This is a genomic window from Sphingomonas sp. AC411 (assembly GCF_979253035.1).
On record NZ_CEEDAQ010000001.1, the window covers coordinates 2,956,117 to 2,980,211 of the forward strand.

At 67.1% G+C, this 24,095-nt stretch carries 22 protein-coding genes, 1 tRNA gene and 9 pseudogenes; 19 read left to right on the plus strand and 13 right to left on the minus strand.

From position 1 onward, the window contains the following. The first annotated feature begins 147 nt into the window (after positions 1-147). The 8 genes and pseudogenes from ribD (at position 148) to AC0IX7_RS15165 (ending at position 5,114) form a co-directional block, all read left to right on the plus strand. A pseudogene (gene ribD / locus AC0IX7_RS15130) lies at positions 148-1,104 on the plus strand (bifunctional diaminohydroxyphosphoribosylaminopyrimidine deaminase/5-amino-6-(5-phosphoribosylamino)uracil reductase RibD). Continuing rightward, a complete protein-coding gene (locus AC0IX7_RS15135) occupies positions 1,104-1,715 on the plus strand; it encodes a riboflavin synthase (RefSeq protein WP_471812652.1) in 612 nt (203 codons plus the stop codon). The pseudogene ribD and the gene AC0IX7_RS15135 overlap by 1 nt, the downstream one beginning before the upstream one ends. Beyond that, positions 1,699-2,865 carry a 3,4-dihydroxy-2-butanone-4-phosphate synthase gene (gene ribB / locus AC0IX7_RS15140; protein ID WP_471812653.1) on the plus strand — a complete coding sequence of 389 codons (1,167 nt, stop codon included), beginning with the start codon at positions 1,699-1,701 and terminating at the stop codon, positions 2,863-2,865. The genes AC0IX7_RS15135 and ribB overlap by 17 nt, the downstream gene beginning before the upstream one ends. Beyond that, positions 2,865-3,286: pseudogene (ribH, locus tag AC0IX7_RS15145) on the plus strand (6,7-dimethyl-8-ribityllumazine synthase). Before ribB ends, ribH begins: the two are co-directional and overlap by 1 nt. Before the next feature lie 9 nt (positions 3,287-3,295). Continuing rightward, positions 3,296-3,496: a DUF4169 family protein gene (locus tag AC0IX7_RS15150; protein WP_471812654.1), complete on the plus strand. Its 201-nt coding sequence runs from the start codon at positions 3,296-3,298 to the stop codon at positions 3,494-3,496. 367 nt (positions 3,497-3,863) lie between these two features. Next, positions 3,864-4,469 (plus strand): DUF1206 domain-containing protein, encoded by a 606-nt coding sequence (locus AC0IX7_RS15155; RefSeq protein WP_471812655.1) that lies wholly within the window; start codon positions 3,864-3,866, stop codon positions 4,467-4,469. After that, on the plus strand, positions 4,427-4,678 hold the full coding sequence (locus AC0IX7_RS15160; protein ID WP_471812657.1) for a DUF1206 domain-containing protein: 252 nt from the start codon (positions 4,427-4,429) through the stop codon (positions 4,676-4,678). The genes AC0IX7_RS15155 and AC0IX7_RS15160 overlap by 43 nt, the downstream gene beginning before the upstream one ends. Before the next feature lie 37 nt (positions 4,679-4,715). Then, positions 4,716-5,114, plus strand: coding sequence for a hypothetical protein (locus AC0IX7_RS15165; protein WP_471812658.1), 399 nt, complete (start codon positions 4,716-4,718; stop codon positions 5,112-5,114). Here AC0IX7_RS15165 and AC0IX7_RS15170 read toward each other — a convergent pair. Continuing rightward, a complete protein-coding gene (locus tag AC0IX7_RS15170; RefSeq protein WP_471812659.1) occupies positions 5,030-5,614 on the minus strand; it encodes a hypothetical protein in 585 nt (194 codons plus the stop codon). The two genes, AC0IX7_RS15165 and AC0IX7_RS15170, sit on opposite strands and share 85 nt — an antisense overlap. A gap of 264 nt (positions 5,615-5,878) precedes the next feature. Further along, positions 5,879-6,967 (minus strand): alkene reductase, encoded by a 1,089-nt coding sequence (locus tag AC0IX7_RS15175; RefSeq protein WP_471812660.1) that lies wholly within the window; start codon positions 6,965-6,967, stop codon positions 5,879-5,881. Positions 6,968-7,018: 51 nt separating this feature from the next. On the opposite strand from AC0IX7_RS15175, the gene AC0IX7_RS15180 reads away from it, so the two are divergent. From AC0IX7_RS15180 to AC0IX7_RS15205, 6 genes and pseudogenes are all read left to right on the plus strand, one after another. Then, entirely contained in the window at positions 7,019-8,014 is a 996-nt protein-coding gene (locus tag AC0IX7_RS15180) for a DMT family transporter (protein ID WP_471812661.1), read from the plus strand. Next, a pseudogene (locus tag AC0IX7_RS15185) lies at positions 8,011-8,663 on the plus strand (COQ9 family protein). Before AC0IX7_RS15180 ends, AC0IX7_RS15185 begins: the two are co-directional and overlap by 4 nt. A gap of 181 nt (positions 8,664-8,844) precedes the next feature. Next, positions 8,845-9,120, plus strand: coding sequence for a FeoA family protein (locus AC0IX7_RS15190; RefSeq protein ID WP_471812662.1), 276 nt, complete (start codon positions 8,845-8,847; stop codon positions 9,118-9,120). 9 nt (positions 9,121-9,129) lie between these two features. Beyond that, positions 9,130-11,002, plus strand: a pseudogene (gene feoB / locus AC0IX7_RS15195) (ferrous iron transporter B). A gap of 8 nt (positions 11,003-11,010) precedes the next feature. Next, entirely contained in the window at positions 11,011-11,604 is a 594-nt protein-coding gene (gene ssb / locus AC0IX7_RS15200) for a single-stranded DNA-binding protein (protein ID WP_471812663.1), read from the plus strand. A gap of 5 nt (positions 11,605-11,609) precedes the next feature. After that, on the plus strand, positions 11,610-13,142 hold the full coding sequence (locus AC0IX7_RS15205; RefSeq protein ID WP_471812664.1) for a sensor histidine kinase: 1,533 nt from the start codon (positions 11,610-11,612) through the stop codon (positions 13,140-13,142). Here AC0IX7_RS15205 and AC0IX7_RS15210 read toward each other — a convergent pair. The 4 genes and pseudogenes from AC0IX7_RS15210 to metX form a co-directional block, all read right to left on the minus strand. Next, positions 13,139-13,519, minus strand: a complete 381-nt coding sequence (locus AC0IX7_RS15210; protein WP_471812665.1) for a response regulator — start codon at positions 13,517-13,519, stop codon at positions 13,139-13,141. The two genes, AC0IX7_RS15205 and AC0IX7_RS15210, sit on opposite strands and share 4 nt — an antisense overlap. A 94-nt stretch (positions 13,520-13,613) precedes the next feature. Further along, positions 13,614-14,200: pseudogene (gene metW, locus AC0IX7_RS15215) on the minus strand (methionine biosynthesis protein MetW). Positions 14,201-14,225: 25 nt separating this feature from the next. Beyond that, positions 14,226-14,630, minus strand: a pseudogene (locus AC0IX7_RS15220) (GNAT family N-acetyltransferase); the annotation flags it as partial. After that, positions 14,627-15,793 carry a homoserine O-acetyltransferase MetX gene (gene metX / locus AC0IX7_RS15225; protein ID WP_471812666.1) on the minus strand — a complete coding sequence of 389 codons (1,167 nt, stop codon included), beginning with the start codon at positions 15,791-15,793 and terminating at the stop codon, positions 14,627-14,629. The gene metX and the pseudogene AC0IX7_RS15220, both read right to left, overlap by 4 nt. 376 nt (positions 15,794-16,169) lie before the next feature. On the opposite strand from metX, the gene hisC reads away from it, so the two are divergent. After that, complete coding sequence (gene hisC, locus AC0IX7_RS15230) at positions 16,170-17,267, plus strand: histidinol-phosphate transaminase (protein ID WP_471813899.1); 1,098 nt, start codon at positions 16,170-16,172, stop codon at positions 17,265-17,267. Next, a pseudogene (locus AC0IX7_RS15235) lies at positions 17,267-18,173 on the plus strand (prephenate/arogenate dehydrogenase family protein). The gene hisC and the pseudogene AC0IX7_RS15235 overlap by 1 nt, the downstream one beginning before the upstream one ends. A gap of 158 nt (positions 18,174-18,331) precedes the next feature. On the opposite strand, the pseudogene AC0IX7_RS15240 reads toward AC0IX7_RS15235, so the two are convergent. The 4 genes and pseudogenes from AC0IX7_RS15240 to ftsE form a co-directional block, all read right to left on the minus strand. Beyond that, positions 18,332-19,011, minus strand: a pseudogene (locus tag AC0IX7_RS15240) (lysophospholipid acyltransferase family protein). After that, positions 19,008-19,544, minus strand: coding sequence for a YdcF family protein (locus AC0IX7_RS15245; protein WP_471812667.1), 537 nt, complete (start codon positions 19,542-19,544; stop codon positions 19,008-19,010). The pseudogene AC0IX7_RS15240 and the gene AC0IX7_RS15245 overlap by 4 nt, the downstream one beginning before the upstream one ends. Beyond that, complete coding sequence (locus AC0IX7_RS15250) at positions 19,541-20,440, minus strand: cell division FtsX domain-containing protein (protein ID WP_471812668.1); 900 nt, start codon at positions 20,438-20,440, stop codon at positions 19,541-19,543. The genes AC0IX7_RS15245 and AC0IX7_RS15250 overlap by 4 nt, the downstream gene beginning before the upstream one ends. Beyond that, the gene (ftsE, locus tag AC0IX7_RS15255) at positions 20,437-21,153 is read right to left on the minus strand and encodes a cell division ATP-binding protein FtsE (protein WP_332796933.1); all 717 of its coding nucleotides are present in this window, start codon (positions 21,151-21,153) and stop codon (positions 20,437-20,439) included. The genes AC0IX7_RS15250 and ftsE overlap by 4 nt, the downstream gene beginning before the upstream one ends. A 164-nt stretch (positions 21,154-21,317) precedes the next feature. Between ftsE and AC0IX7_RS15260 the strand changes: the two genes are divergently transcribed. Then, complete coding sequence (locus AC0IX7_RS15260) at positions 21,318-22,100, plus strand: MJ0042-type zinc finger domain-containing protein (RefSeq protein WP_471812669.1); 783 nt, start codon at positions 21,318-21,320, stop codon at positions 22,098-22,100. 149 nt (positions 22,101-22,249) lie between these two features. Here AC0IX7_RS15260 and AC0IX7_RS15265 read toward each other — a convergent pair whose 3' ends face one another. The 3 genes and pseudogenes from AC0IX7_RS15265 to AC0IX7_RS15275 all read right to left on the minus strand — a co-directional run. Further along, entirely contained in the window at positions 22,250-22,399 is a 150-nt protein-coding gene (locus tag AC0IX7_RS15265; RefSeq protein ID WP_471812670.1) for a hypothetical protein, read from the minus strand. Then, complete coding sequence (locus AC0IX7_RS15270; protein ID WP_471813901.1) at positions 22,396-23,040, minus strand: MATE family efflux transporter; 645 nt, start codon at positions 23,038-23,040, stop codon at positions 22,396-22,398. The genes AC0IX7_RS15265 and AC0IX7_RS15270 overlap by 4 nt, the downstream gene beginning before the upstream one ends. 63 nt (positions 23,041-23,103) lie before the next feature. After that, a pseudogene (locus AC0IX7_RS15275) lies at positions 23,104-23,516 on the minus strand (MATE family efflux transporter); the annotation flags it as partial. A 184-nt stretch (positions 23,517-23,700) separates the two neighbouring features. Here AC0IX7_RS15275 and AC0IX7_RS15280 point away from each other — a divergent pair. After that, positions 23,701-23,787: transfer RNA gene (locus tag AC0IX7_RS15280), tRNA-Leu, on the plus strand. Between the two features lie 81 nt (positions 23,788-23,868). Then, positions 23,869-24,021 (plus strand): hypothetical protein, encoded by a 153-nt coding sequence (locus AC0IX7_RS15285; RefSeq protein ID WP_175518116.1) that lies wholly within the window; start codon positions 23,869-23,871, stop codon positions 24,019-24,021. Positions 24,022-24,095 lie beyond the last annotated feature (74 nt).

Below are 24,095 nucleotides of genomic sequence, written 5' to 3' on the forward strand. Positions count from 1 at the left end.
GCAGATCATCGCGCAGCAGAAGATCGACGCGCCGATCAAGGCCAAGGCGCTCGCCGAGCAGAAGGCCCGCGAGGACGCACAGCGCGCCGCGTTCAAGCGGCTGGACGACAAGCTCAAGGCGATGGGGATCTGACCGACTCGCGCTGGATGGGGGCTGCACTGACGCTCGCAGAGCGTAGTCGCGGCAGGACGGCGCCCAACCCCAATGTCGGGTGCGTGATCGTCGCCGATGGCCGCGTCGTCGGGCGTGGCTGGACGCAGGCGGGGGCCGTCCGCATGCCGAAGCGATGGCGCTGGCGGAGGCTGGCGCGAAAGCTCGGGGCGCTACGGCCTACGTCACGCTTGAGCCGTGTGCGCACCAACCGCCGCGCGGCCCCGCGTGCAGCGACCTGCTGATCGGATCGGGGGTCGCGGGCGTCGTTGCGGCGATCGAGGATCCCGATGCACGGACGGCTGGCCAAGGCCTTGCCCGGCTTCAGGCGGCGGGGATTGCCATCACGCGCGGCACTCGCGCGAACGAAGCTCGCCGCTCGATGGCCGGGTTCCTTACGCGGCAGGCGGTCGGTCGCCCCCATGTCACCCTGAAGCTTGCGACATCGCTAGACGGCTGTATCGCGATGGCGGACGGATCGAGCCGCTGGATCACCGGCCCGCAGGCGCGTGCGCACGCACATCTGGAGCGGAGTCGGCACGAAGCGATCCTCGTCGGGCGCGGCACGCTCGAGGCCGATGCACCGCGACTCGACGTGCGGTTGCCGGGATTGGACGGTCGCGCGCCACGGCGTGTACTTTTATCCTCGACCATCGACGAGTTGCCCGGCTGGAGCGCAATCCTCCCCTGCCGCCATCGCCACCCTCCCCGATATCGACCACATCCTGGTCGAAGGCGGCGCTGCCGTAGCGTCGGCGTTCCTGGCGGCCGATCTGGTCGACCGGCTCCTCCTCTACCGCGCACCGATCCTGATCGGCCGCGGCAAGCACGCACTCCGCGACATCGGCCTCGCCGACCTGGCCGAAGCGCACCAACGCTGGACACAGGTCGATGCGCGGCAACTTGGCATGGACCGGCTCGAGGTCTACGAGCGCGAACGAAACGAGGCATAATGTTCACCGGAATCGTCACCGACATCGGCACCGTTACGCGAGTGGAGTCGCCCGGCGACACGCGCGTGGTCGTCAGCACCGCCTATGATACCGCCACCGTCGATCTCGGCGCGTCGATCTCCTGCTCGGGCGTCTGCCTGACCGTCGTCGATAAAGGCCCGAACTGGTTCGCGGTCGACGTCTCCGGCGAGACGATCAGTCGCACCGCCAAGGACCAGTGGACCGAAGGCCGGAAGTTCAACCTCGAACGCGCGATGAAGCTCGGCGACGAGCTCGGCGGCCATATCGTCACGGGGCATGTCGACGGCCTCGGCACCGTCGTCGCGGTGTCGGAAGAAGGCGGATCGCACCGCGTCACCGTCCGCGCCGGCGCCGACATAGCCCCGTTCATCGCGCCCAAGGGGTCGGTGACGGTCGACGGCGTCTCGCTCACCGTGAACACCGTTCAAGATATCGATGGAGAGGTCGAATTCGGTCTCAACATCATCCCGCATACCTGGAGCGTCACCACGCTCGGTACGATCCACGTGGAACAGTCGGTCAACATCGAGATCGACGTCCTCGCCCGCTATCTCCAACGCATGGAACATTACCGTGTCAAAGCCAGCTGAACGTACCGCCGAACTGGGGCGCCTGAAGCACGGCTATCTGTCGTCGCCGGAAGAGATCATCGACGAAGCGCGTAACGGCCGGATGTTCATCCTGGTCGACGACGAGGATCGCGAGAACGAGGGCGACCTCGTCATCCCTGCGCAGATGGCTACCCCCGAGAAGATCAACTTCATGGCCAAATACGGCCGCGGCCTGATCTGCCTCGCGCTGACCAGGGATCGCACCGAGGAACTCGGGCTCGAGCTGATGAGCCGCAACAACGGCACCCGGCACGAAACCGCGTTCACCGTCTCGATCGAGGCGCTCGAAGGCGTGACGACCGGCATCTCGGCCGCGGATCGCGCGCGGACCATCGCGGTGGCGGTCGATGCGACCAAGGGCAAGTCGGACATCGTCACGCCCGGCCACGTCTTCCCGCTGGTCGCGCGCGACGGCGGCGTGCTGATCCGCGCCGGCCATACCGAGGCGGCGGTCGACGTCGCGCGGCTCGCCGGGCTCAACCCCTCGGGCGTGATCTGCGAGATCATGAACGAGGACGGCACGATGGCGCGGATGGACGACCTCGTCACATTCGCGCAGTTCCACAACGTCAAGATCGGCACGATCCGCGACCTGATCGCCTATCGCCGCCGCTACGACCACCTCGTCGAGAAGCGTGCGGAAGCGAAGTTCACCTCTGAATGGGGTGGCGACTGGACCGCGCTGACGTTCTGGAACAAGGCGACCGGCACCGAGCAGGTCGCGCTGGTCAAGGGCAAAATCGATCCCGCCAAGCCGACACTGGTCCGCATGCACGCGCTGTCGCCGTTCGCGGATATCTTCGGCGAATCCGGCGATCGTGGCCGTATCCTCGCACGCTCGATGCAGATGATCGCGGATGAAGGCGCCGGCGTGATCGTCGTCATCAACCGTCCGCGCAGCAACACCTTCACCTCCGCGGTGATGAAGAAGGCCGGCGCGGAGATCACGCCGGACATGGAGGAACTGCGCGATTACGGCGTCGGCGCGATGATCCTGACCGAACTCGGCGTGCACGACATGGTGCTGATCACCAACACGCACCACACGTTGGTCGGGCTCGACGGCTACGGCCTGTCGATCGTCGGCGAGCGGCGCATCGCGTCCCTGGATATCGAAAAGAGCAACTAATGGCCCATCTCCTCATCGTCGAAGCCCGCTTCTACGATCACCTCAACGACCTTCTCATCGAAGGCGCGAAGGCGGCGATCGAAGCCGCCGGCCACACGCACGAGACGATCACCGTGCCCGGCGCGCTCGAAGTCCCCGGTGCGATCGCGCTGGCGGCCGAGAGCGAGACGTTCGACGCGTATGTCGCATTGGGAGTCGTGATCCGCGGCGAAACCTATCATTTCGAGATCGTCGCGGGCGAAAGCGCGCGCGGCATCATGCAGCTGACGATGGACGGCCTTGCGATCGGCAACGGCATCCTGACCACCGAGAACGAAGCGCAAGCGCTGACCGCGCGCGTCCGACCGAGGGCGACAAGGGCGGCGGCGCGGCAAACGCGGCGCTGGCGATGCTGGCGCTGAAGGACCGCTTCCTCGCGTGAGATGCGCGCATGGGTGAAGTGATCAACCTGCGGCTTGCGCGGAAGCAGCGGGCGCGGGCCGAGGCGGCGGTGCGGGCGGACCAGAACCGGCGGATGTTCGGGCGAACGGCGGCGGAGAAGGCGGCCGAGGCGGCTGTAAAGGCTCGGGTGGACGGGACGCTGGATGGTGCCTGGCTCGACAGTCCCACATCTGGCGATCGCTCGGAATAACCTTGCCCTCACCCTTCCCACGTCCAAGTGTCACCCGCGGGCCTCCTCGCAGACGCGAAACCTTCAATCCTCCCCGCCAGGGGAGGTGGCGCCGAAGGCGACGGAGGGGGAGGACACGGAACTTCGGTGACACCTTACCTCCCCTCCGTCAGGCAAGAGCCTGCCACCTCCCCCTGGCGGGGGAGGATCGTGAAGTCGTGCGGCACCATGCCCTCCCTTGTTCTCACGCGAAGGCGGGAGGCCAGTCTGGATCCCGCCTTCGCGCGGAAACAAATCTTAGGTAGCTGCCGACAACCACACCCTCCGCTGCCATCAGCAGGAACGTCCCGCGCGCCGCGCCGTTATGCCCCGTAACAAAGGGGCGATCATGATTTCGGATGCGAACGCGACGTTGCTCGCCAAACTCGGCTTCGCCGCGCGCGGGGTGGTCTATATTCTCGTCGGCTGGTTCGCGGTCGACGCGGCGCTGCATGGCGGCAAGATCGCCGACAATCAGGGCGCGATCGGGTCGATGGCCGACGGACCGCTCGGGCCATTGCTGCTGGCCATCGTCGCAGCGGGTCTGCTCGGCTACGCGGTCTGGCGGCTCACCGAGGCCGCCGCCAATCCCGAGGGAATCGGCAGCGACATCAAGGGCAGCCTCAAGCGCATCGGCCACCTCGTCAGCGGGATCGCGCATCTGATCCTCGCCTGGACCGCCGCCAAGCTCGCCATGAAAACCGGATCGCGCGATGCCGCCGTCTCACCCGGCGACGAGAGCGCACGCGACTGGACCGCGCTCCTGCTCGACCAGCCGGCCGGACGCCTTCTGGTCGGCGCAGTCGCGGTCGGCGTGCTGGTCGCCGCGTTCCAGCAGGCGCAAAAGGCATGGCGCGGGGACTTCATCCATGACCTCCGCGGCGACGCCCCGCGCCCGGTTACGTCTGCACGATGGGCCGGATCGGCTACGGCGCGCGCGCGCTGGTGTTCCTGATCGTTGCCGGACTGTTCGGACTGGCGGCCTGGACCGCACATGCGAGCGACGCGGGCGGCGTGGCGGAGGCGCTGGAGCGGCTGCAGTCGCAACCGGGCGGCAAGTGGCTGCTCGTGCTGACCGGAATCGGGCTGGCGCTGTTCGGTGCGTACAGCCTGATCGAGGCACGCTTCCGCCGGCTCCATGTCGACCTTCCCGGGACCGACTGAACCGAAGGGCCACGTATCGTGAAGGCATATCGTTAAGATGCCGATGGTAGCGGACGGCGGCATGTACACGATCAGCTTCGACTCCCCGACCAAGACGCTCACCATCGTCACCGAGGGGTTCTGGTCGGTCGCGACGACCGCGGCGTTTTCCGCGGAACTGCTCGCGCGGGGCACCGCCGCGCGGCTGTATCACGGCCGGTTCGTCGTGCTCGCCGACCTGCGCAAGGCGGCGATCCAGCCGTTGAAGGTCATCGATGCACTCGAAGCGATGATGCCCAAGGCGCTGAAGGTTACGTCGGCGCCGATCGCCGCGGTGGTCGCGTCGCATCTGGCGAAGCTCCAGACCGAACGTTACCTGAAGGCGGAGAATTGCCGCACGTTCCTCGATATCGACGAGGCGAAGGCGTGGCTCGCGGACGACGGGCCCGCCGCCTGACGGGGTTCAGTCCTGGGTGCGGTCTCCAGCAACGCCGCCTCAACCTCTTCGATCGTGATTCCGAACGCGCCGGCGAGCCCCGACACCGACGCGCCGCGATCGGCGAGCGTGCGGATGCGGGCGGTATCGACGATCGTCTTGTAGCTGCGCGTATCGCGGTCGGTCTTCGATTCCTCGCCGCTGCGGGCGAGCGCGCCCGAGCGGCGGCGTTTGGAAATCTTCAGCGCCTCGACGTCGTTGGTCGGCGGTGCATCGAGCCGCGCCTTGATCCGCTGATCCTCCTCGATACGCCGGCTTTCGCGGGCGCGTTCGCGTTTCTGGGATTGGCGGTCACGCTCGGCGGCGCGCGATTCGGATCGCTGTTCCGCGGCGGCTAACCGTTCCTTGGCGCGCTGTTCGCGGCCGTTGGCGCGCTCCTCCGCGCGTTTTGCGGCTCGGTCGGCGGCGCCGGGCATGAGCGGCCCTGTTCCCCTGCCGCCGCTCGGCCAGCCGTCGGTCATTGCATTTCCTGTCGTCACCGATGCGCCCCTGCGGCGCGGAAGCGCGCTGCTAGGCGATGGGGGCACCGGTGACTAGGGCAAGGATCACGTTGAAGAGCGACTAACCGGCCTCCGTCATGCCGGGCTTGTTCCGGCATCCACCGTTCCGCAAGATCGAGAGGATCGATCGTGCGGAACAGTGGACCCCGGAACAAGCCCGGGGTGACGGAGTGGTTCGGGCGATCCTCGCGGACCAACGCTGGACGTCGATCCGTCTATCAAAGGTTACGCGTTCGCAGTCTCGAGCGCGGGGTAGTCGATGTACCCCTCGGGGCCCTGGCTGTACCACGTCTTCGCGTCGTCCTTCGCCAGCGGCGCACCGGCGCGCAGGCGCTCCGGCAGGTCCGGGTTGGCGATGAACGGACGACCGAAGCTGATTGCGTCGGCATCACCCTTGTCGAGTTCGGCCTGCGCCTTTTCCAGCGTGTCATAGTCCGAGTTCACGACCAGCACGCCCTTGAAGACCTTCCGGATCGCCGGGCTGAGCTTTGGCACGTCAGTACGGCCAAAGGTGCCATCGGGGCCCGGCTCACGCAGCTCGAGGAACGCGATCCTCAGGTCGGACAGAGCCTTTGCGGCGGCGGTGAACAGCGGCTCGGGGTTGCTGTCGTCGACACCCTGCGAATCGCCGTTGGGCGACAGGCGGACGCTGACGCGATCTGCACCCGCGACCGAGATCACGCGCTCGGCGACTTCGCGGAGCAGGCGGACGCGGTTCTCGATCGAGCCACCGTACTCGTCAGTACGCAGATTGGCGTTATCGCGCAGGAACTGGTCGATCAGATAGCCATTCGCCGCATGGATCTGCACGCCGTCGAAGCCGGCCGCCAGCGCGTTCTTCGTCGCCAGCTCATAATCGTTCAGCAGGCGCGGAATCTCGTTCAGTTCAAGCGGACGCGCGACCTCGAAGTCCTGCTTGCCCTCGAACGTGTGTGCCTGGCCCTCGGTCGCGGTTGCCGACGACGAGACCGGCTGGCCGCCGATCACCGACGAATGGACCTGGCGCCCCATGTGCCACAGCTGCGCGACGATCCGGCCGCCGGCGGCGTGGACCGAGTCGGTGACGGGCTTCCAGGCGGCGACCTGCGCATCGGTCCACAGACCCGGCGCGAACGGCCAGCCAAGGCCTTCGCGGCTGATGCCGGTGGCCTCCGAGATGATCAGGCCGGCGCTCGCCCGCTGCGTATAATACTCGACCATCATGTCGGTCGGCACGGCATCCCTGTCGGCACGCCCACGGGTGAGCGGCGCCATGAGGATGCGGTTCGGCGCGTCGACGGCACCAAGGGTAATCGGATCGAATAGGCTAGGCATGGAAGCTCCTTATTGGCCTGACGGGCGGAAGATAGGAGGCTACAGGGCGGCATGCATCGCCCCGACCCGCAAAGATTATCTAGCGCGCCCGATACGCCGCGCGGTTTGACGACGGAGGCGAACAGTGTCGCCGCGCCGGGCCTGATCGCGTTCGCGGCGCTGGTGGTGGCGAACGTCGCACTCGCATTCGGGCCGTGGTTCGTTCGCGCGACCGAAGTCGGGCCGGTGGCGGCGGGGTTCTGGCGGCTCACGCTGGCGGTGCCGTTCCTGGTCGTGCTCGCGGTCCAGCAGGGCGCGCGACCGAGGCGGCTCGGGTGGAAGCTGTGGGCCGGGCTGCTAGCGGGCGGGGTGTGCTTCGCGGCCGATCTCGGCACGTGGCATCTCGGGATCCTGCGAACCACGCTCGCCAATGCGACATTGTTCGGCAATGTCGCGACGCTGATCTTCCCGATCTATGGCTTCCTGATCGTGCGAAGCTGGCCGACGCGGACGCAAGGGTTTGCATTGGCGTTGGCGGCGGCGGGCGGCGCATTGCTGCTCGGGCGGTCGTATCAGCTCGATGCGAAGAACCTCGCGGGCGATCTGTTCTGCCTGCTCGCGGGGCTGCTTTACACCGTCTATTTCATCCTGATGGCGCGCGCCCGGGCGACGCTCGCCCCGATATCCGCGCTGACGCTGTCGACGCTTGCAGGCATCGTGCCACTACTGATCTTCGCGCTGGCGATGGGCGAGCGCGTTTTGCCGACGCACTGGGGGCCGCTGATCGGGCTCGCTCTGTGCAGCCAGGTGATCGGCCAGGGCCTGATGATCTATGCGCTCGGTCGCTTCCCGCCGCTGGTGATCGGGATCGCGTTGCTGATCCAGCCGGTGGTGGCGGGGCTGGTCGGCTGGCTGGTGTACGGCGAGCGGCTCGGCACGGCGGATCTGGTCGGCGTTGTGATGGTCGCGGTCGCGCTGGTGCTCGTCCGCCAAGGACCCGGCCCCGAAGCGTTACCTCTTGAAGACGCGCTTGATACGCCTGATCTGGAACGGCAGGAGACGGTATGACCCAGGACCTTACGCTCGACGAAATCCGCGCACTTCTGGCGCCCGGCATCGCTTCCAACGCGGCGTTCGACGGCTGGAGCGACGCCGCGCGCGACATGGCCGCGGAAGCCGAGGAATCGACACCGACGTCGCCGCACTGGCGTTCAAGGACGGACCGGTCGACATGATCGACGCATGGTTCGCGCATATCGACGGCGTGATGCTGGCTGCCGTGCCGCCGGAGCGGCTGGCGCTGATGAAGATCCGCGAGAAGATCACCGCATTGGTCGAGGCGCGACTCGATGCGACGTCGATCGATCGCGAATCGCTGCGCCGTGCGGTGGCGATCCTCGCGCTCCCGCAGGATCTGGCGAAGGCGACGCGGCTCGGCTGGCGGACGGTCGATACGATCTGGCGCGCGGCCGGCGACGTCTCGACGGATTATAATTACTATACCAAGCGGACGATCCTGCTCGGCGTGTACGCGTCGACGATCACGGTGTTCCTCGACGACGAGAGCGAGAGCCTGGCCGAAACGCGCGCGTTCCTGGGTCGCCGCATCAACGGGATCATGCAGTTCGAAAAGGCCAAGGCCGGTTTCCTTAAGCGAACCGAGCACGGTTTCAGCCTGTCGCGATCTGTTGGTCGCCTGCGCTATCCGATGACCTGAGGGTTTGAGCGCGGACGTCTCCCAAACTTCGTCATCCTGGGCGCGACCCAGGACCCAGAGCGACGAACGCCGTCCTGTTTGGCTCTGGGTCCTGACTTTCGTCAGGATGACGGGGCGTTAGCGGTCGGCCGAGCCGCTTAGGGCTTCCCTTCCGCGAGCGTTACTGATAATCAGTCGCATCATGGACACTCGCCTCGATCGTTCCGTCAGCCTCGAAACCCTGCCGCGCAAGCAGCACGCGATTGTTGCGGCAATCGAGTGGGCGCGCCTTGCAGGGCCGGAAGCACGTCGTCTGCGCGAGCTGGGCTTCGACGAGGGTGTTGATGTCGAGGTGCTGCACCGTGCGACGCTCGGCCAAGGCCCGATCGCCTGCCGGATCGGCCGCATGACCGTCGCGCTCCGCCGCGCCGTCGCAGGTGCGATCCAGGTTTCTCCCATGCCTGCCGCGGCCGAATAATCCTTTAGAATGAACGCAGCACCGCTGGTTGCGCTGGTCGGCAATCCCAATGCCGGCAAGAGCGCGCTGTTCAACGCGCTCACCGGTGCGCGGCAGAAGGTCGGCAATTATCCGGGCGTGACGGTCGAGCGGAAGGTCGGGCGGCTGATGCTCGACGACGGGCGACCGATCGAACTGGTCGACCTGCCCGGCGCGTACAGTCTCGAACCCTCCTCCCCGATGAGCGTGTCACGCGCGACGTCGTCACCGGCACGCAGGACGGCGAGCGCCTGCCCGACGCACTGGTCGTGGTCGTCGACGCCGCCAATCTCGACAACCATCTGCGCTTCACGCTCCAGCTGATCGCGCTCGGCCTGCCGGTGGTGGTCGCGCTCAACATGGTCGATCTCGCCGAGCGCGACGGGCTGAAGCTCGACCCCAAAGTGCTGGAACGCGAACTCGGCGTGCCGGTGATCCCGACCGTCGCGGTGCGCAAGCGTGGCCTTGACGAACTCAAGGCCGCGCTGTCCGGCATCGTCGTCAACGGCCCGATGCGCCTCCGGAAGTCTGACGGAAGCGTGCAGGACGACATCGTCACGCTCCAGCGCCGCGCGCGCGCGATCGCCACGTCGGCGACCGTGTCCGAAACGACCGTGCGGCGCTGGACGCACATGCTCGACGCGGTCGCGCTGCACCCCGTCGCGGGGCCGATCCTGCTGCTGGCGATCATGTTCCTGATGTTCCAGGCGGTGTTCAGCTGGGCACAGCCGTTCATGGACGCGATCGATGCGGGCTTCACCGCGTTGCAGGCGTTCCTGACTGCCGAACTGCCCGATCTGCTGCTCCGCTCGCTGCTGGTCGACGGCGTGATCGCCGGCGTCGGCGCGGTGATCGTGTTCCTGCCGCAGATCCTGATCCTGTTCCTCTTCATCCTCGTGCTCGAGGCGAGCGGCTACATGGTCCGCGCGGCGTTCCTGATGGACCGGGTCATGGCCAGCGTCGGGCTGTCGGGCCGCGCGTTCATCCCTTTACTGTCGAGCTTCGCGTGCGCGATTCCAGGCATCATGGCGACGCGGACGATCGACGACGAGAAGGACCGCCTGACCACGATCCTGATCGCGCCGCTGATGACGTGCTCGGCGCGCCTGCCAGTCTACACGCTGATCATCGGCGCGTTCATCCCCAACACGCAGGTGCTGCCGTTCGTCGGGTTGCAGGGGCTGGTGATGCTCGGGCTGTACGTGATGGGCATCGTCGGCGCGTTCGTCGCCGCGCTGGTGCTGCGCCGGACGGTGACCAAGGGCGTGTCGTCGGGCTTCATGATGGAGATGCCGAAATACCAGTGGCCGCAATGGCGCGATGTCGGCATCGGCCTGTGGAGCCGCGCGCAGATCTTCCTGAAGCGCGCCGGCGGCATCATCTTGGTCTCGACCGTGATCCTGTGGGTAATGCTGAGCTTCCCAAGCCACCCGAGCAGCCAGCGGGCGCACCGAAGATTTCGGCGGTCGATTACTCGGTCGCCGGGCGTATCGCCAATGGCATCGCGCCGGTGTTCGCACCGATCGGCTTCAACCGCGACATCGTCCTCGCGCTGATCCCGGCGATGGCCGCGCGCGAAGTCGCGGTCGCAGCGATCGGCACGGTCTATGCGATCGACGATCCCGACAGCAATCAGGGCGGCAAGGCGATGGTCGAGAACCTGCGCGGCCGCTGGAGCCTGCCGACCGCGCTCGCCTTCCTGATGTGGTTCGTGTTCGCGCCGCAGTGCATTTCGACCATCGCCGTCACCCGTCGCGAGACCAACGGCTGGAAATGGCCCGCGTTCATGGTTGGCTATTTGTTCGCCGCCGCCTACATCATGGCTGGCATTACATACTGGCTGGCGGTGTTCGCCGGCCTCTGAGGGGCATCATGGCAGGCAGCGTCAACAAGGTCATCATCGTCGGCAATCTGGGTCGCGACCCGGAGAGCAAGGCGTTCCAGAACGGCGGCAAGGTCGTCAACCTGCGCATCGCGACGTCCGAGTCCTGGAAGGACAAGATGTCGGGCGAGCGCAAGGAAAAGACCGAATGGCATTCGGTCGCGATCTTCAACGAAGGTCTGGCGAACGTCGCCGAGAAGTATCTGCGCAAGGGCTCGAAGGTGTATATCGAGGGCGCGCTCCAGACCCGGAAGTGGCAGGACGCGCAGGGCCAGGACAAATATTCGACCGAGATCGTGCTGCAGGGCTTCAACAGCGTGCTGACGATGCTCGACGGTCCTAACGGCGGCCAGGGCGGCGGCGCGGGCGGCGGTGGTGGTAGCCGCGGCGGTGGCGACGACTGGGCCGGCGGCGGTGGCGGCAACGACTTCGGCGGTGGTTCGTCGGGTGGTGGCGGCGGTTACGGCGGCGGTGGCAGCCGTGGCGGCGGCGCGCCCTCGGGCGGCGGTGGCGGTGCGCGCGGTGGCAGCTTCGGCCAGACCGGCGGCTTCTCGGACGATCTCGACGACGACGTGCCGTTCTGATCTCCGTGACGGCGCTGACGTCTCTACCGCCGACCACCACGTTCGACGAGGTCGCACGCGCGCGCGTAATTGCGTCCTACGACGTGGCGGGCGCGCGCGCGAAGGGCCAGTTGGACGACATCGTGTCGTTCGCGGCCGAGCTTTGCGGCGCGCCGGTCGCGCTGCTGAGCTTGGTCGAGGAAGAGTATCAGCGTTTCCTGTCGCGCACCGGCACCGATCTGGAGCAGACCCCGCGCAGCATGTCGTTCTGCGCGCACGCGATGCACCATCACGAGGTGATGGAAGTGCCCGACGCGCAGGAGGACCCGCGCTTCGTCGACAACGCGCTGGTGACCGGGCCGCCTTATGTGCGGTTTTACGCGGGTGCGCCGCTGGTCTCCAGCGAAGGCGTGCCGCTCGGCGCGCTGTGCGTGCTGGCGCCCGATCCGCGCGAGGGGCTGAACCGGTTCCAGCGCGACGGGATGACCTTGCTCGCGAAGGCCGCGATGGGCCGGCTCGACGATCGCCGCACCGCGCGCGAGCAGGCGATGGCCGAGGCCGAGGCGCGTCGTACGCTCGAGGCGAGCGACCTGAAGTTCCGCACGCTCGCCGACACCATGCCGCAGATGGTGTGGTCGACGCTGCCCGACGGCTTCCACGATTATTTCAACGCCCGCTGGTACGAATTTACCGGCACGCCCGTGGGGACGACCGACGGCGAGGGCTGGAACGACATGTTCCACCCCGAGGATCAGGATCGTGCCTGGGCGCTGTGGCGTCACTCGCTCGACACGGGCGAGCCGTACAATATCGAATACCGGCTGCGGCATTTCGACGGCACCTATCGCTGGGTACTCGGCCGCGCGCTGCCGGTGCGCGACGAAAGCGGTGCGATCCAGCGCTGGTTCGGGACGTGCACCGACATCCACGAACAAAAGCTCGCCTATGAAGAGCGCGAGGTCATCAGCCAGGAACTGAGCCACCGCATCAAGAACATCTTCGCGGTAATCGCCGGGCTGATCGCGTTCGCCGCACGCGGCAAACCCGAATTCGCCGGCATCGCGACCGACCTGCGCCACCGCATTACCGCACTCGGCCGCGCGCACGACTTCGTCCGGCCCCATAGCGCCAACTCACGCCCCTCCGCGGCGCAGAACAGCCTGCACGGCCTGTTGCAGGAGCTGTTCGAGCCGTATCAGCGCGTCGATGGCATCCGCGTGATCGTATCGGGCGACGACGTGGCGATCGACGATCGCTCCGCCACGCCGCTGGCGCTGTTGTTCCACGAGCTGGCGACCAACGCGACCAAATATGGCGGGCTCGCCACCGAACTGGGCACCGTCCGGATCGCCGTAGCTGCAAGCGACGACACGGTAACGCTGACCTGGAGCGAGGACGGTGGGCCCGTCGTGATCGAACCGACGACGCCAGCCGGGTTCGGTACGCAGCTCATCGAGATGAGTGCCGTGCGTCAACTGGGTGGCAAGATCGAGCGCATTTGGAACGACTCGGGCCTGACCGTCGTGCTCGATATCCCGAAGGCCGCGTTCAGCCGCTAGACGATCCGGATGACGTCGTCGTTGATCGCCGGCTGCTCGTCGCAGGCGAGCGCGGCCGCAGCCAGAATCGCCGCGTCGCTGAACGGCTTGCGAATATAGCCGAGGCATTCCGCATCGCCGATCTGCGCGGGATTGGCGGTGACGAACACGACCTTGACGCCGTATTCGTCCGACATGCGCTTGGCGATCTCGGGCCCGGTCGCGCCATCGCGCAGATTGATATCGACGAACGCGAAGCTGCACCCGGGCGCCGCCGCGATCGCGCTCTCGCGATCAGCCGCGATCCCTGCGACGCCGTAGCCGGCATCGGTGAGGATTCTCTCGAGGTCGAGTGCGACGAAAATCTCGTCTTCGACAATGAGGGCGGTCTTGGTCATCGGCGTGTTAACCGGTCGCCGACCGATCGGTTCCGTGGCGATACTGATCTCGATCAGTATTCGGCGACATAATATTACATTTATCGCTGGATCATTACCGCCGCAGCAGGAAAACCGCGTGCTCGGCCAGCAGATTGGCGCCCCCGCGCCTGTCCGCTTGTCACCGGACAGGAACCAGGCGTCCTCGACGATGATCCCGCGCGCCTTAACGAAGGCGCGGAAATCGTCGATCGTGACGTGGTGGATATTCGGCGTGTCGTACCAGCTCTCGGGCAATTGCCGCGTCACCGGCATGCGACCACCCCAGAGGAGCGACAGCCGCACGCGCCAGTGGGCGAAATTAGGAAAGCTGACGAACGCGCGCCGACCGATCCGCAACAGGTGATCGAGCACGAGGTCGGGCGCGCGTGCGGTCTGTAGCGTCTGGCTGAGGATCGCGTAATCGAAGCTGCCATCGGGATAGCCGGCGAGGTCGATATCCGCATCGCCCTGGATCACCGAAAGCCCGCGCGCGACCGCGGAAGCGACGTTGTGCGCATCGATCTCCAGTCCGCGCGCATCGACGTCGCGGGTGTCGCGGAGTGCCGCCATCAGCGCACCGTCGCCACAGCCGATATCGAGCACGCGACTGCCTTGCGCGACGTTCTCGGCGATGACGGCGAGGTCGGTCCGTAAGGTCATGGTGCGGTCCGTAATTGCTCGGCGAGGCCGGGGCGAGCCGTTCCATGTAGCGATCGGCGCGGACCAGCGGATGAAAGCCGAGGCCAGCATAGACACTGTGCGCGTCGGCGGTAACGAGGCCGATCCGCCGCAGCCCGGCGAACGATGGATGATCCAGGAACCAACTCACCATACGCCGCCCGAGCCCCTGCCCGCGCACGGACTCCTCGACCCAGACGTCGGCGAGCCACGCGAAGGTCGCATGATCGGTAATCATCCGCGCAAACCCGACTTGCGCGTCGTCCCGATACGCCCCGAGGCAGTGCGAGCCGGCGATCGCGCGCTTGACCAGATCGCGTTCGATTCCCGGCGACCAATAGCTGCTTGCCAGCCAGCCATGGATGCGGTCGATCTGCAACCGACTCGGGTCGTCCGAAAGGATGATCGTCATCGCCCTGCCCTCAGGAAACCGTCGACGACCCGGTTGAGATCGGGCGCCTCGAGCAGGAATGCGTCGTGGCCGTAGGGGCTCGACAGCTCGACGAAGCTGACCGGCGCGCCGGCTGCGTTCAGCGCCTGGACGATCGCGCGCGACTCGGCAGTCGGGTACAGCCAGTCGGTGTCGAAGCTGACGAGACAGAACCGCGATTTGGTCGCGCGGAACGCGTTGGCGAGCAGCCCGCCATGCTCCTCGGCGAGATCGAAATAATCCATCGCCCGCGTGATGTAGAGATACGAGTTCGCATCGAACCGGTCGGTGAAGGCGAGCCCCTGGTGGCGCAGATAGCTCTCGACCTGGAAATCGGCATCGAACCCGAACGATTTCGCATCGCGCGCCTGGAGGCGGCGACCGAACTTCTCGGTCAGCCCGGCTTCCGACAGATACGTGATGTGCGCCGCCATTCGGGCGACCGCGAGACCCGCGGTCGGCGCGGCGTCGTCATGATACTCGCCGCCGCGCCAGTTCGGGTCGGCCATCACCGCCTGCCGGCCGACCTCGTGGAAGGCGATGTTCTGCGCGGTATGGCGCGCGGTCGAGGCGATCACGACGCACGCTTTCACGCGGTCGGGGAAGGTCGCGGGCCAGCTCAGCGCCTGCATCCCGCCCATCGATCCGCCGACCACCGCGTGCAGCACCGCGACGCCGAGATGATCGAGCAGCATCGCCTGCGCGCGCACCATGTCGCGGATCGTGATGACCGGGAATCCCATCGCCCACGGCCGCCCGGTCGCCGGATTGATCGTCGCCGGCCCCGACGAGCCCATGCAGCTGCCGAGCACGTTCGCGCAGACGACGAAGTGCCGCGCGGGGTCGATCGGCTTGCCCTCGCCGACCATCCGTGTCCACCAGCCGGGCTTGCCCGTGCGGGGGTGATTGGAGGCGACATGCTGGTCGCCGGTCAGCGCGTGGCAGATGAGGATGGCGTTGGAGGCGTCGGCGTTGAGCGTACCATAGGTCTCGTACGCGATGTCGACCGGCGACAGCAGCACGCCGCCATCGAGCCTGAGCGGTCCCGGCAACGTGACGCGCCGCGCGAGGCCGAAGCGCTGGTCGGTGTCGTGGCCGGTGCTGGGGTCGATGGCAGGCGTGTCGAGCATGCCGCGCGCTACCATAAGCGCCCGCCGTCATGCCAGCGCCGCATCCTCGATCCTCCCCCGCCAGGGGAGGTGGCTGGCGCTTGCCAGACGGAGGGGAGGAAAGGAAAACCGCTGTTGCATCACCCTCCCCTCTGTCGCTTCGCGCCACCTCCCCTGGCGGGGGATTAGCCGAACCGTCCCGTCATCCGTCCCCCTCCTCCGTCATCCTGACGAAAGTCAGGACCCAGGGTAACGAGCGATGACTTCCGTGGCTCTGGGTCCTGACTTTCGTCAGGATGACGGGGAGCGGACGGACTCGATGCCGACCTTGGCCAAACACCATCCCATCCACGCACAAATATTTGCCACCGCGCCACCGCGCCCGCTATGTCCCGCGGCCATGACAAACATCATGCCCGCACCCGCGCCGAAGCCCTGGATCCTGGGGATCGCGCCGTACACGCCCGGTCGCTCGACGACCGACGATGGCCGCACGGTGATCAAGCTGTCGTCGAACGAAAACCCGCTCGGCACCAGCCCCGCGGCCAAGGCCGCGTTCGATGCCGCCGACCGGACGCTGGAACGTTACCCCGACGCCGGCGCGACCGCCCTGCGCGAGGCATTGGCGGCGCATTACGACCTCGATCCGGCACGCGTGATCTACGGCACCGGCTCGGACGAGATCCTGCACTTGGTCGCGGGCGCCTATGCGGGCCCCGGCGATGAGATCATCCACGTCCGCTACGGCTTCGCGGTCTACGAGATCGCGACGCGGCGCGTCGGTGCCGAACCCGTCATCGTCGACGACCGCGACTACGCCACCGACGTCGACGCGATCCTCGCAGCGGTCACCGAACGCACCCGCGTCGTCTTCGTCGCCAATCCAAACAACCCGACCGGCACGTTCACGCCCCGCGCCGAAATCGCGCGCCTGCATGCGGGGTTGCCGAAGTCGGTGCTGCTGGTGCTCGACCAGGCCTATGCCGAATATCTGTCGCCGGAAGAAGACGATGCCGGCCTTGCGCTGGCGATGACCGAGGCGAACGTGCTGGTCACGCGGACCTTCTCGAAGATCCACGGGCTGGCGGCGGAGCGGATCGGCTGGGGCTATGCCTGCGCGCCGATCATCGACGCGATGCACCGCATCCGCGCACCGTTCAACGTGACCACCGCGGGCCAGGCCGCCGCCGTCGCCGCGATCGCCGACACCGCCTTCGTCGAGGCAACGCGCGCGCATAACGATCAGTGGCGCGGCTGGTTCGTCGAGCAGATCGGGCAGATGGGCAATGCCGGGCTTCGTTGCGTACCGTCCAAGGCGAACTTCGTGCTCGTGCTGTTCGAGGGCAAGCTGACCGCCGACGCCGCCTATCACGGGCTGATGGAGGCGGGCTATATCGTCCGCTGGCTGCCGGGCCAGGGCCTGCCGAACGCGTTGCGCATCACCATCGGCACCGAGGACGAAACGCGCGGCGTCACCGCGGCGCTGCGCAATCTGGTCGAAAGCGCCTGATGCTGCCGTTCGCGCGCGTCACGATCATCGGGCTGGGACTGATCGGCTCGTCAGTGGCGCGCGCGGTACGGGAAACGATGCCGACGGTCCGCGTTACCGGCTACGACGCCGACGCCAGCGTGCGCGAAACGGCGGACCGGCTGCAGTTCTGCGACGACGTCGCGGGTTCGGCAGGGGCCGCGGTGATCGACGCCGACCTCGTAATCCTGTGCGTCCCCGTCGGCATCATGGGCGATGTCGCGCGTGAGTTCGCGGCCGAACTCCCGCCGACGCGGTCGTCAGCGACGTCGGCAGCTGCAAGGCCGAGATCGTCCGCGCGCTCACCGAGGCGCTGCCGAACGCGATCGTCATCCCCGCGCATCCGGTCGCCGGCACCGAACGAAGCGGCCCCGAAGCCGGCTTCGCGACACTGTTCCGCCACCGCTGGTGCATCGTCACGCCCCCGAAGGTGCAGACCCGGTCGCGGTTGAGCGCGTTTCCGAATTCTGGCGGCGGCTCGGCGCGCAGGTCGAGACGATGGCACCCGAGCATCACGACCGCGTCCTCGCCGTCACCAGCCATCTGCCGCACCTGATCGCCTATACGATCGTCGGCACGGCCGGTGATCTCGAGGAAGTGACCCAGTCCGAGGTCATCAAATATTCCGCCGGCGGGTTCCGCGATTTCACGCGCATCGCGGCGTCGGACCCGACGATGTGGCGCGACATCTTCCTCAACAACCGCGAGGCGGTGCTGGAGATGTTGCAGCGCTTCTCGGAGGACCTGAGCCATCTCCAGCGCGCGATCCGCTGGGGCGATGGGGATGCGCTGTTCGACCTGTTCACGCGGACTCGGGCGATCCGACGGAGTATCGTCGAGCAGGGGCAGGACGACGACGTGCAGGATTTCGGGCGTACGCACGGCTGAGCTGGAGCCACCGTACCGTTTAGAAGCGCACCTCCCCGGCGGAGGCCGGGCCCAGTTGGTTAGGCCGAAGTAACAGCGCACAACGCACATTAGCGGCGTCGCCCAACTGGGCCCCGGCCTCTGCCGGGGTGACGGCCGAGAGGTGCTCGCGTTCCGACCTAATCCAGCGCGTTCATCGCCGCATGAACCCGCTGCTCGGCCTCTTCACGCGGCAGACCGGGCGGCACCACCTCGCCGAACCGGAAGGTGATCACCCCGGCAGCTTCGGCCCCTTCTTCGGCCACACCAGCCCACTGTCGCACGCGATCGGCACCGTCGGCATCTTCAGCGCGCGATAGAGCCCGGCAAACCCCGGCTTCAATGGCGGATGCTCACCGGGCAAGACGCGCGTCCCCTCGGGAAAGATTAGAATCGATCGGCCCGTCGCCTTCGCCGCGCTTGCTTCGCGCATCATGTTGCGCATCGCTTTGGCCGACGCTTCGCGGTCGACCACGATCGCGCCGTATTTGCGCGCCGCCCAACCCCAGGCAGGGATATCCGCCAGTTCGCGCTTCAGCACGATCGCCGGGCCGTCGAGCAACGCCTGCAACTCGAGCGTCTCGAACATCGCTTGGTGCTTGCAGGCGTAGAAAGCCTGCTCGGTCGGTCGCGTCCCCTCGACGCGGATATGCACGCCCAGGATCACGCGCGCGCACCAGCGATGGAAGCGAGTCCAGATCGTCGAATGCACGATCACCGCGCGCGAGCCGAACAGCGCCGAGATCGGCACGGTCACCACGATCGGCACGGAGATCGTGTAGAAAACGAGCATGAACGCCCAGTTACGCAGCCAGATCATCCGCCATATCCAATCCACAACGCGATCCGGCGAAGGATCAACTTGTTGTATTCGTTGACCAAGGTCCCGAGCCTAGGCGTACCGGGCACGCCGTCGCCGAGAATTACCACATTCTTGTCGAGCGCCGCCGACAGCTCCATCCGGGCGCGTGCGACATGCCAGTCCGACGTCACCAGTCGCACCGACCGGTATTTGTGCACCCGCACCCACTGCGCGGTCTCCTCAGCGTTCGACCGCGTATCGACCGCGTCGCCGCCAAGATCGATACAGCAGGCGAACAACGCCGGCGACGTCCGGTATTCGAGCGCGAGATCAATCGGCCGCACACCCGGCGCGACCCCCGTCACCAGCATCCGCTTCGCCTGGTGATCGCGGAGCAGCGCGATGCCGCGGTCGATCCGCCCTGCCCCGCCGGTCGGCACGACGATCGCATCCGTCGTGAAACCGTCGAGCGGCTTGGGCAGCATCAGCATGAACACCGCGAACCCGAATGCCCAGGCGAGACCCAGGATGCCGAAGAACCGTACGATCACAGGATGTGCCTCAACGCGCGCACGATCGTAACACGGGCGGCGAGCGTGGCGAGGACAACGAACGCGACCGGGAGCAGCGCGAGCATCACCCAGTCGGCCCCGCCGAGCGTCACGCCGCCGAGCAGTTCGGAGCCCAATCCGTGCAATCGGATGCCGATGAACCCGACCACCAGCAGCGCGACGACACCGCCCCCGGCGCCGCCGATCGTTGCGTCGAGCGCGATCCGCCGCTGGAACAGCCGCGCGACCTGAAGATCGGTCGAGCCGAGCATGTGCATCACCGCGATCGTCGCGCGGTGCGTCTCGAGCCCGGCGCGCGCGGCGAGTACGACGACGGCAGCCGTTGCACTGGCCATCAGCAGGACCAGCGCCAGTGCGAGAAACGTCAGCGAGCGCATGACGTCGTTGACGGGCGACATCCAGCTTTCATGACGATCGACGCGGACGGTTGGGCCGAGCCGCCGCACCGTGGCCGCGACACGCGCGGCCGCCGCCCCTTCATGATCGGCGAGGTCGACGTCGATCATCGCTGGCACCGGCAATTGCGGATCGGCGCCGTCCGAACCAAGCCAGGGTTGCAGCAACCGCGTCAGTTCGGCGCGATCGACCGGCGTCGCTTTCGCTACCGCTGGCATCCTGCGCAAGGCGGCAAGCACGCGCGCAGCGGCCACGTCCCGGCGCATCGGATCGCCATCGACGATCTGCACCGTCAACCGCCCTGCCAACTGTCGATCGAGCAGTCGCGCCGCCCCCGCCGTCGCGAGGCCAAGTGCCGCGGCGAGCATCGTCAGGAACAGCATGATCGCCATCACCCACGTCATCGCGCGCAGGCCGCCGGCTTCGTCGAGTACGCGGCGTTCGGCCGAAGACCGCGCTTTGGTGGCGCGACCGATCATTCGGGCCGCGTCGGCGGGTAGCGGAGCGACCCCGTCGGATCGAGCAGCCGCCCGCGATCGAGCCGCATCATCTGCGCCCCCGGTATCCGCCCCAGCAGATGGAAGTCGTGCGTCGCGACTACGACGGTCGTCCCCAGCTTGTTGAGCGATTCGAACAGGTGCAGCAGCCGTTCGGCCATGTCGGGATCGACGTTGCCGGTCGGTTCGTCCGCGACCAGGATCTCGGGGCGTGCGATCACCGCGCGCGCGATCGCGACGCGCTGTTGTTCGCCACCCGACAGCGTCGCCGGCCGCGCATCGGCACGCTCGGTCAGCCCCACCCAGGCGAGCATCTCGCGCACCGGCTGCTCGATATCCGCCTCGGGCATGCCCGCCACCCGCAACGGCAGCGCGATATTGTCCCAGGTCGACAGATGCGGGACCAGCCGGAAATCCTGGAACACCACGCCGATCCGGCGCCGGAACCCGGGCAGGCGATCGCGCGACAACACCACCGCATCCTCGCCGAACAGCCGGATCACGCCGCGCGTCGGCCGTTGCGCGAGATACAGCAGCTTCAGCAGCGAGGTCTTGCCGGCGCCACTCGCGCCAGTGAGGAAATAGAACGCACCGCTGCGCAAGGTGAAGCTGACGTCCGACAGCGTCTCCGGTCCAGCGTCCGGACCCGTACCGTAACGAAGCCCGACATTCTCGAATTGGACGATATTCGCCATGACGTGGTTGCGCCCGCTTTCGCCCGCTTGATGCCCGTGCCAATGCCCGTATCGGCGCTTTCGCATGAAAGCGCGGGCCGCTTCAAGCTTGCCACATCCGTCGGCGGCGTGCTTATTCGGCGCAAGAACGGTCGCGCTCCGGCGGCCGCTGGCGAAGCGTATCCATGATCCTCCAATGTCCCGAGTGCAGCACCCGCTATCTGGTGCCCGACAGCGCGATCGGGACCGACGGACGAACCGTGCGCTGCGCCAATTGCCGGCACAGCTGGTTCCAGGCCGCCGCGCCGGTGGTCGAGGACACGCTCGACCTGCCCGAACCGACCCCGCTCGCGCCTGCCCCGCCACCGCTGGCTCCACTGCCGCGGACACCGATCGCAGAGCCGGCTGAACGATTCGTGCCGTTCGCGCCTCCTGCCCCGGCAACGGCCGCACCGGCGACGCCCGAGGCTGCAAGCGCGCCGACCTATGCCGCGCCGACTTTTCCACCGGTCACCGAGCAACCGCCGTTTCGCCCGCGCCGCAACACCACGCGGCGCTGGACGATCGTGGCGGTTCTCGCCGGGTTGCTGATGCTGATCGCAGCGGGAGCGATCGTGTATCTGGGTGCACCGGGCGTCGCGGCTAAGCTGGGGCTCGGGATTGGCAGCGACGAGACGCCGCTGCGCCTGCGCGACAATCCGATCGAACGGCGCGAGCTGGATAACGGCTCCGAGCTGTTCGCGGTCAGCGGCCAGGTCACCAACCCGTCCAATCAGCGCCAGCGCGTACCCGACATCCGCGCCGAACTCCGCGATGCGCAGGGCCGGCTGGTCTATAGCTGGACGATCACCCCGCAGCAGCGGACGCTGGCGCCGGGCGGCGCGATCGATTTCAACTCGGCGACGCTGAACGTACCTGCGAACTCGAAGCGCCTCGAACTGAGTTTTGCAGGCGAAGCGACGCGATAACAGCTCGATCCTCCCCCGCCAGGGGAGGTGGCTAACACTTGCCAGACGGAAGGGGAGAAAGGCGACAAGCGTTGCGCGTTCCTCCCCTCCGTCACCTGCGGTGCCCCCCTTGCGGGGGAGGATACATTAAGCGCGCCGCAACCGCCGGCTCACGATCCAGAACCGCCCCCGTGCAGTACCGCCGCCGTCAGCATCCCGAGCCCCGACGCGTAGACCAGTGCCATCGGTCCAACCCCCGCATGCACCATCCACCAGCCGGCCCCGCCGGTGACGACGAAATACGCGACGATGCTGTTCACCCCGCGACCACCTGATCGCCGAGCGAGCGGAGCGCGTAGACCAGCACCACCTGCGCGCCGTCGAACAGGATGAACGGCGCCCACACCGGCAGCATCGCCAGCGCAACGGCGTGAGTGGCGGCATCCGACGGAAACGCCGCGACGATCGGCCCGCGCGCGACGATGAGCACGATCCCGCACGCACCCAGCGCGAGCATCGACAGCCCGGTGGCGATCAGCGCGCGCGAGATACCGGCTTTGGGCTCTCCTTCGCCCACCGCATTGCCGACGCGGACGCCACAGGCCGAGCCAAGCCCGAGCGCCAGCGCGAACGTGACGTTGTGAACCGAGAACACGATCTGGAAGGCGTGCGCCACGTCGTCGCCGAACTGCGTGGACAGCGCGATCAGGATCGAGAAGCCGGCCAGCTCCAGCCCCGACGCGACCGCGGGGACGATCCCGAATACCGCGAGCGCGGCGATACCTGCGGGCACCCCGCGCCATGCGGCCGCATCGATTCGCCGAACGCCGCGCTCCTTCGCCCGCGGCAAGGTCAGCGCGGCGGCGATCATCCCGACCGCGCCGAGCCCCGACGCGATCGCCGTGGCCGTCGCCGCCCCGACCGCGCCCATCGCCGGCAAGCCAAAATGACCACCCGACATTGCCCAGGCCAGCACCGCGTTGAGCGGCAGGATCGACAGGTTGACCACCGCGACGCGCCGCGGTCGGCTGACGCCTTCCAGGAAGAAGCTGGCGGCGACGATCATCAATTGCGGCGGATAGGTGAAGGCCATGACGCGGACGACCCGCCCCGCCGGCTCGACCAGTCCCGGCGCGACGCCGATCCCGGCGAGCATCGGATCCGCGAACACGAACATGACGCCGCCGACGACGAGCCCGAGCAACAGGCCGAGGACCAGCCCCTCGCGCAGCACCTGCCCGGTCCGCGGCAGATCCCCGCCCCGTCGGCGCGTGCGGTATGAACCAGCACGCCCGACAGCCACGCAAGCCCGGTGACGATCGCGATGAACGTCAGCGATCGGCTCGCCCCCAGCGCCGCCACCTCGTGCGCGCCGACCAGCCCGACCACGATCACGTCGGTGACGTGCAGGATCGTCCAGTTGAGGCTGGTCAGCATCACCGGCCACGCCAGCGCGAGAACGCGCCGCGTTTCGGCTCTGGTATCGGTCGAAAAAAGGAAGCGGGGCATCGTTTCCGGTACCGGACGAACGCTTTTTCGCAAAGGCCGTTGCGTAGCGTTCAAACCCTTGCTAGTGGCGCTCGCCTACCAGATGCCGGGTCCGCCCGGTGATGTTTCATGGGCGGCCATGGCGGAACTGGTAGACGCGCAACGTTGAGGTCGTTGTGGGCGAAAGCCCGTGGAAGTTCGAGTCTTCTTGGCCGCACCATTTTCCCCGATAGAATGAACCACCCCTTCGAGGGTTCCCCTTTCGCTACGCTTGTGCGTTGGGCTTGCCGGAGGAATTTGCATGAGTTCGATCGACGACACGATCATTGAAACGCCCGAAGGCCCGATGACGTTTGCGCAGTGGAAGAAGAAGAACCCGGTCCAGCTGCCCTCGCGCCGGACCAAGGGCAAGAAGCTGCCGAACAAGGTGAAGCTGACCACCGACGAGAAATAGCGGCCGACGAGAAATAGCGGCGCGTTTGGGACCCATTGTCGATCCCACGATAATCGCGTTTCCTTCCCCGGGAT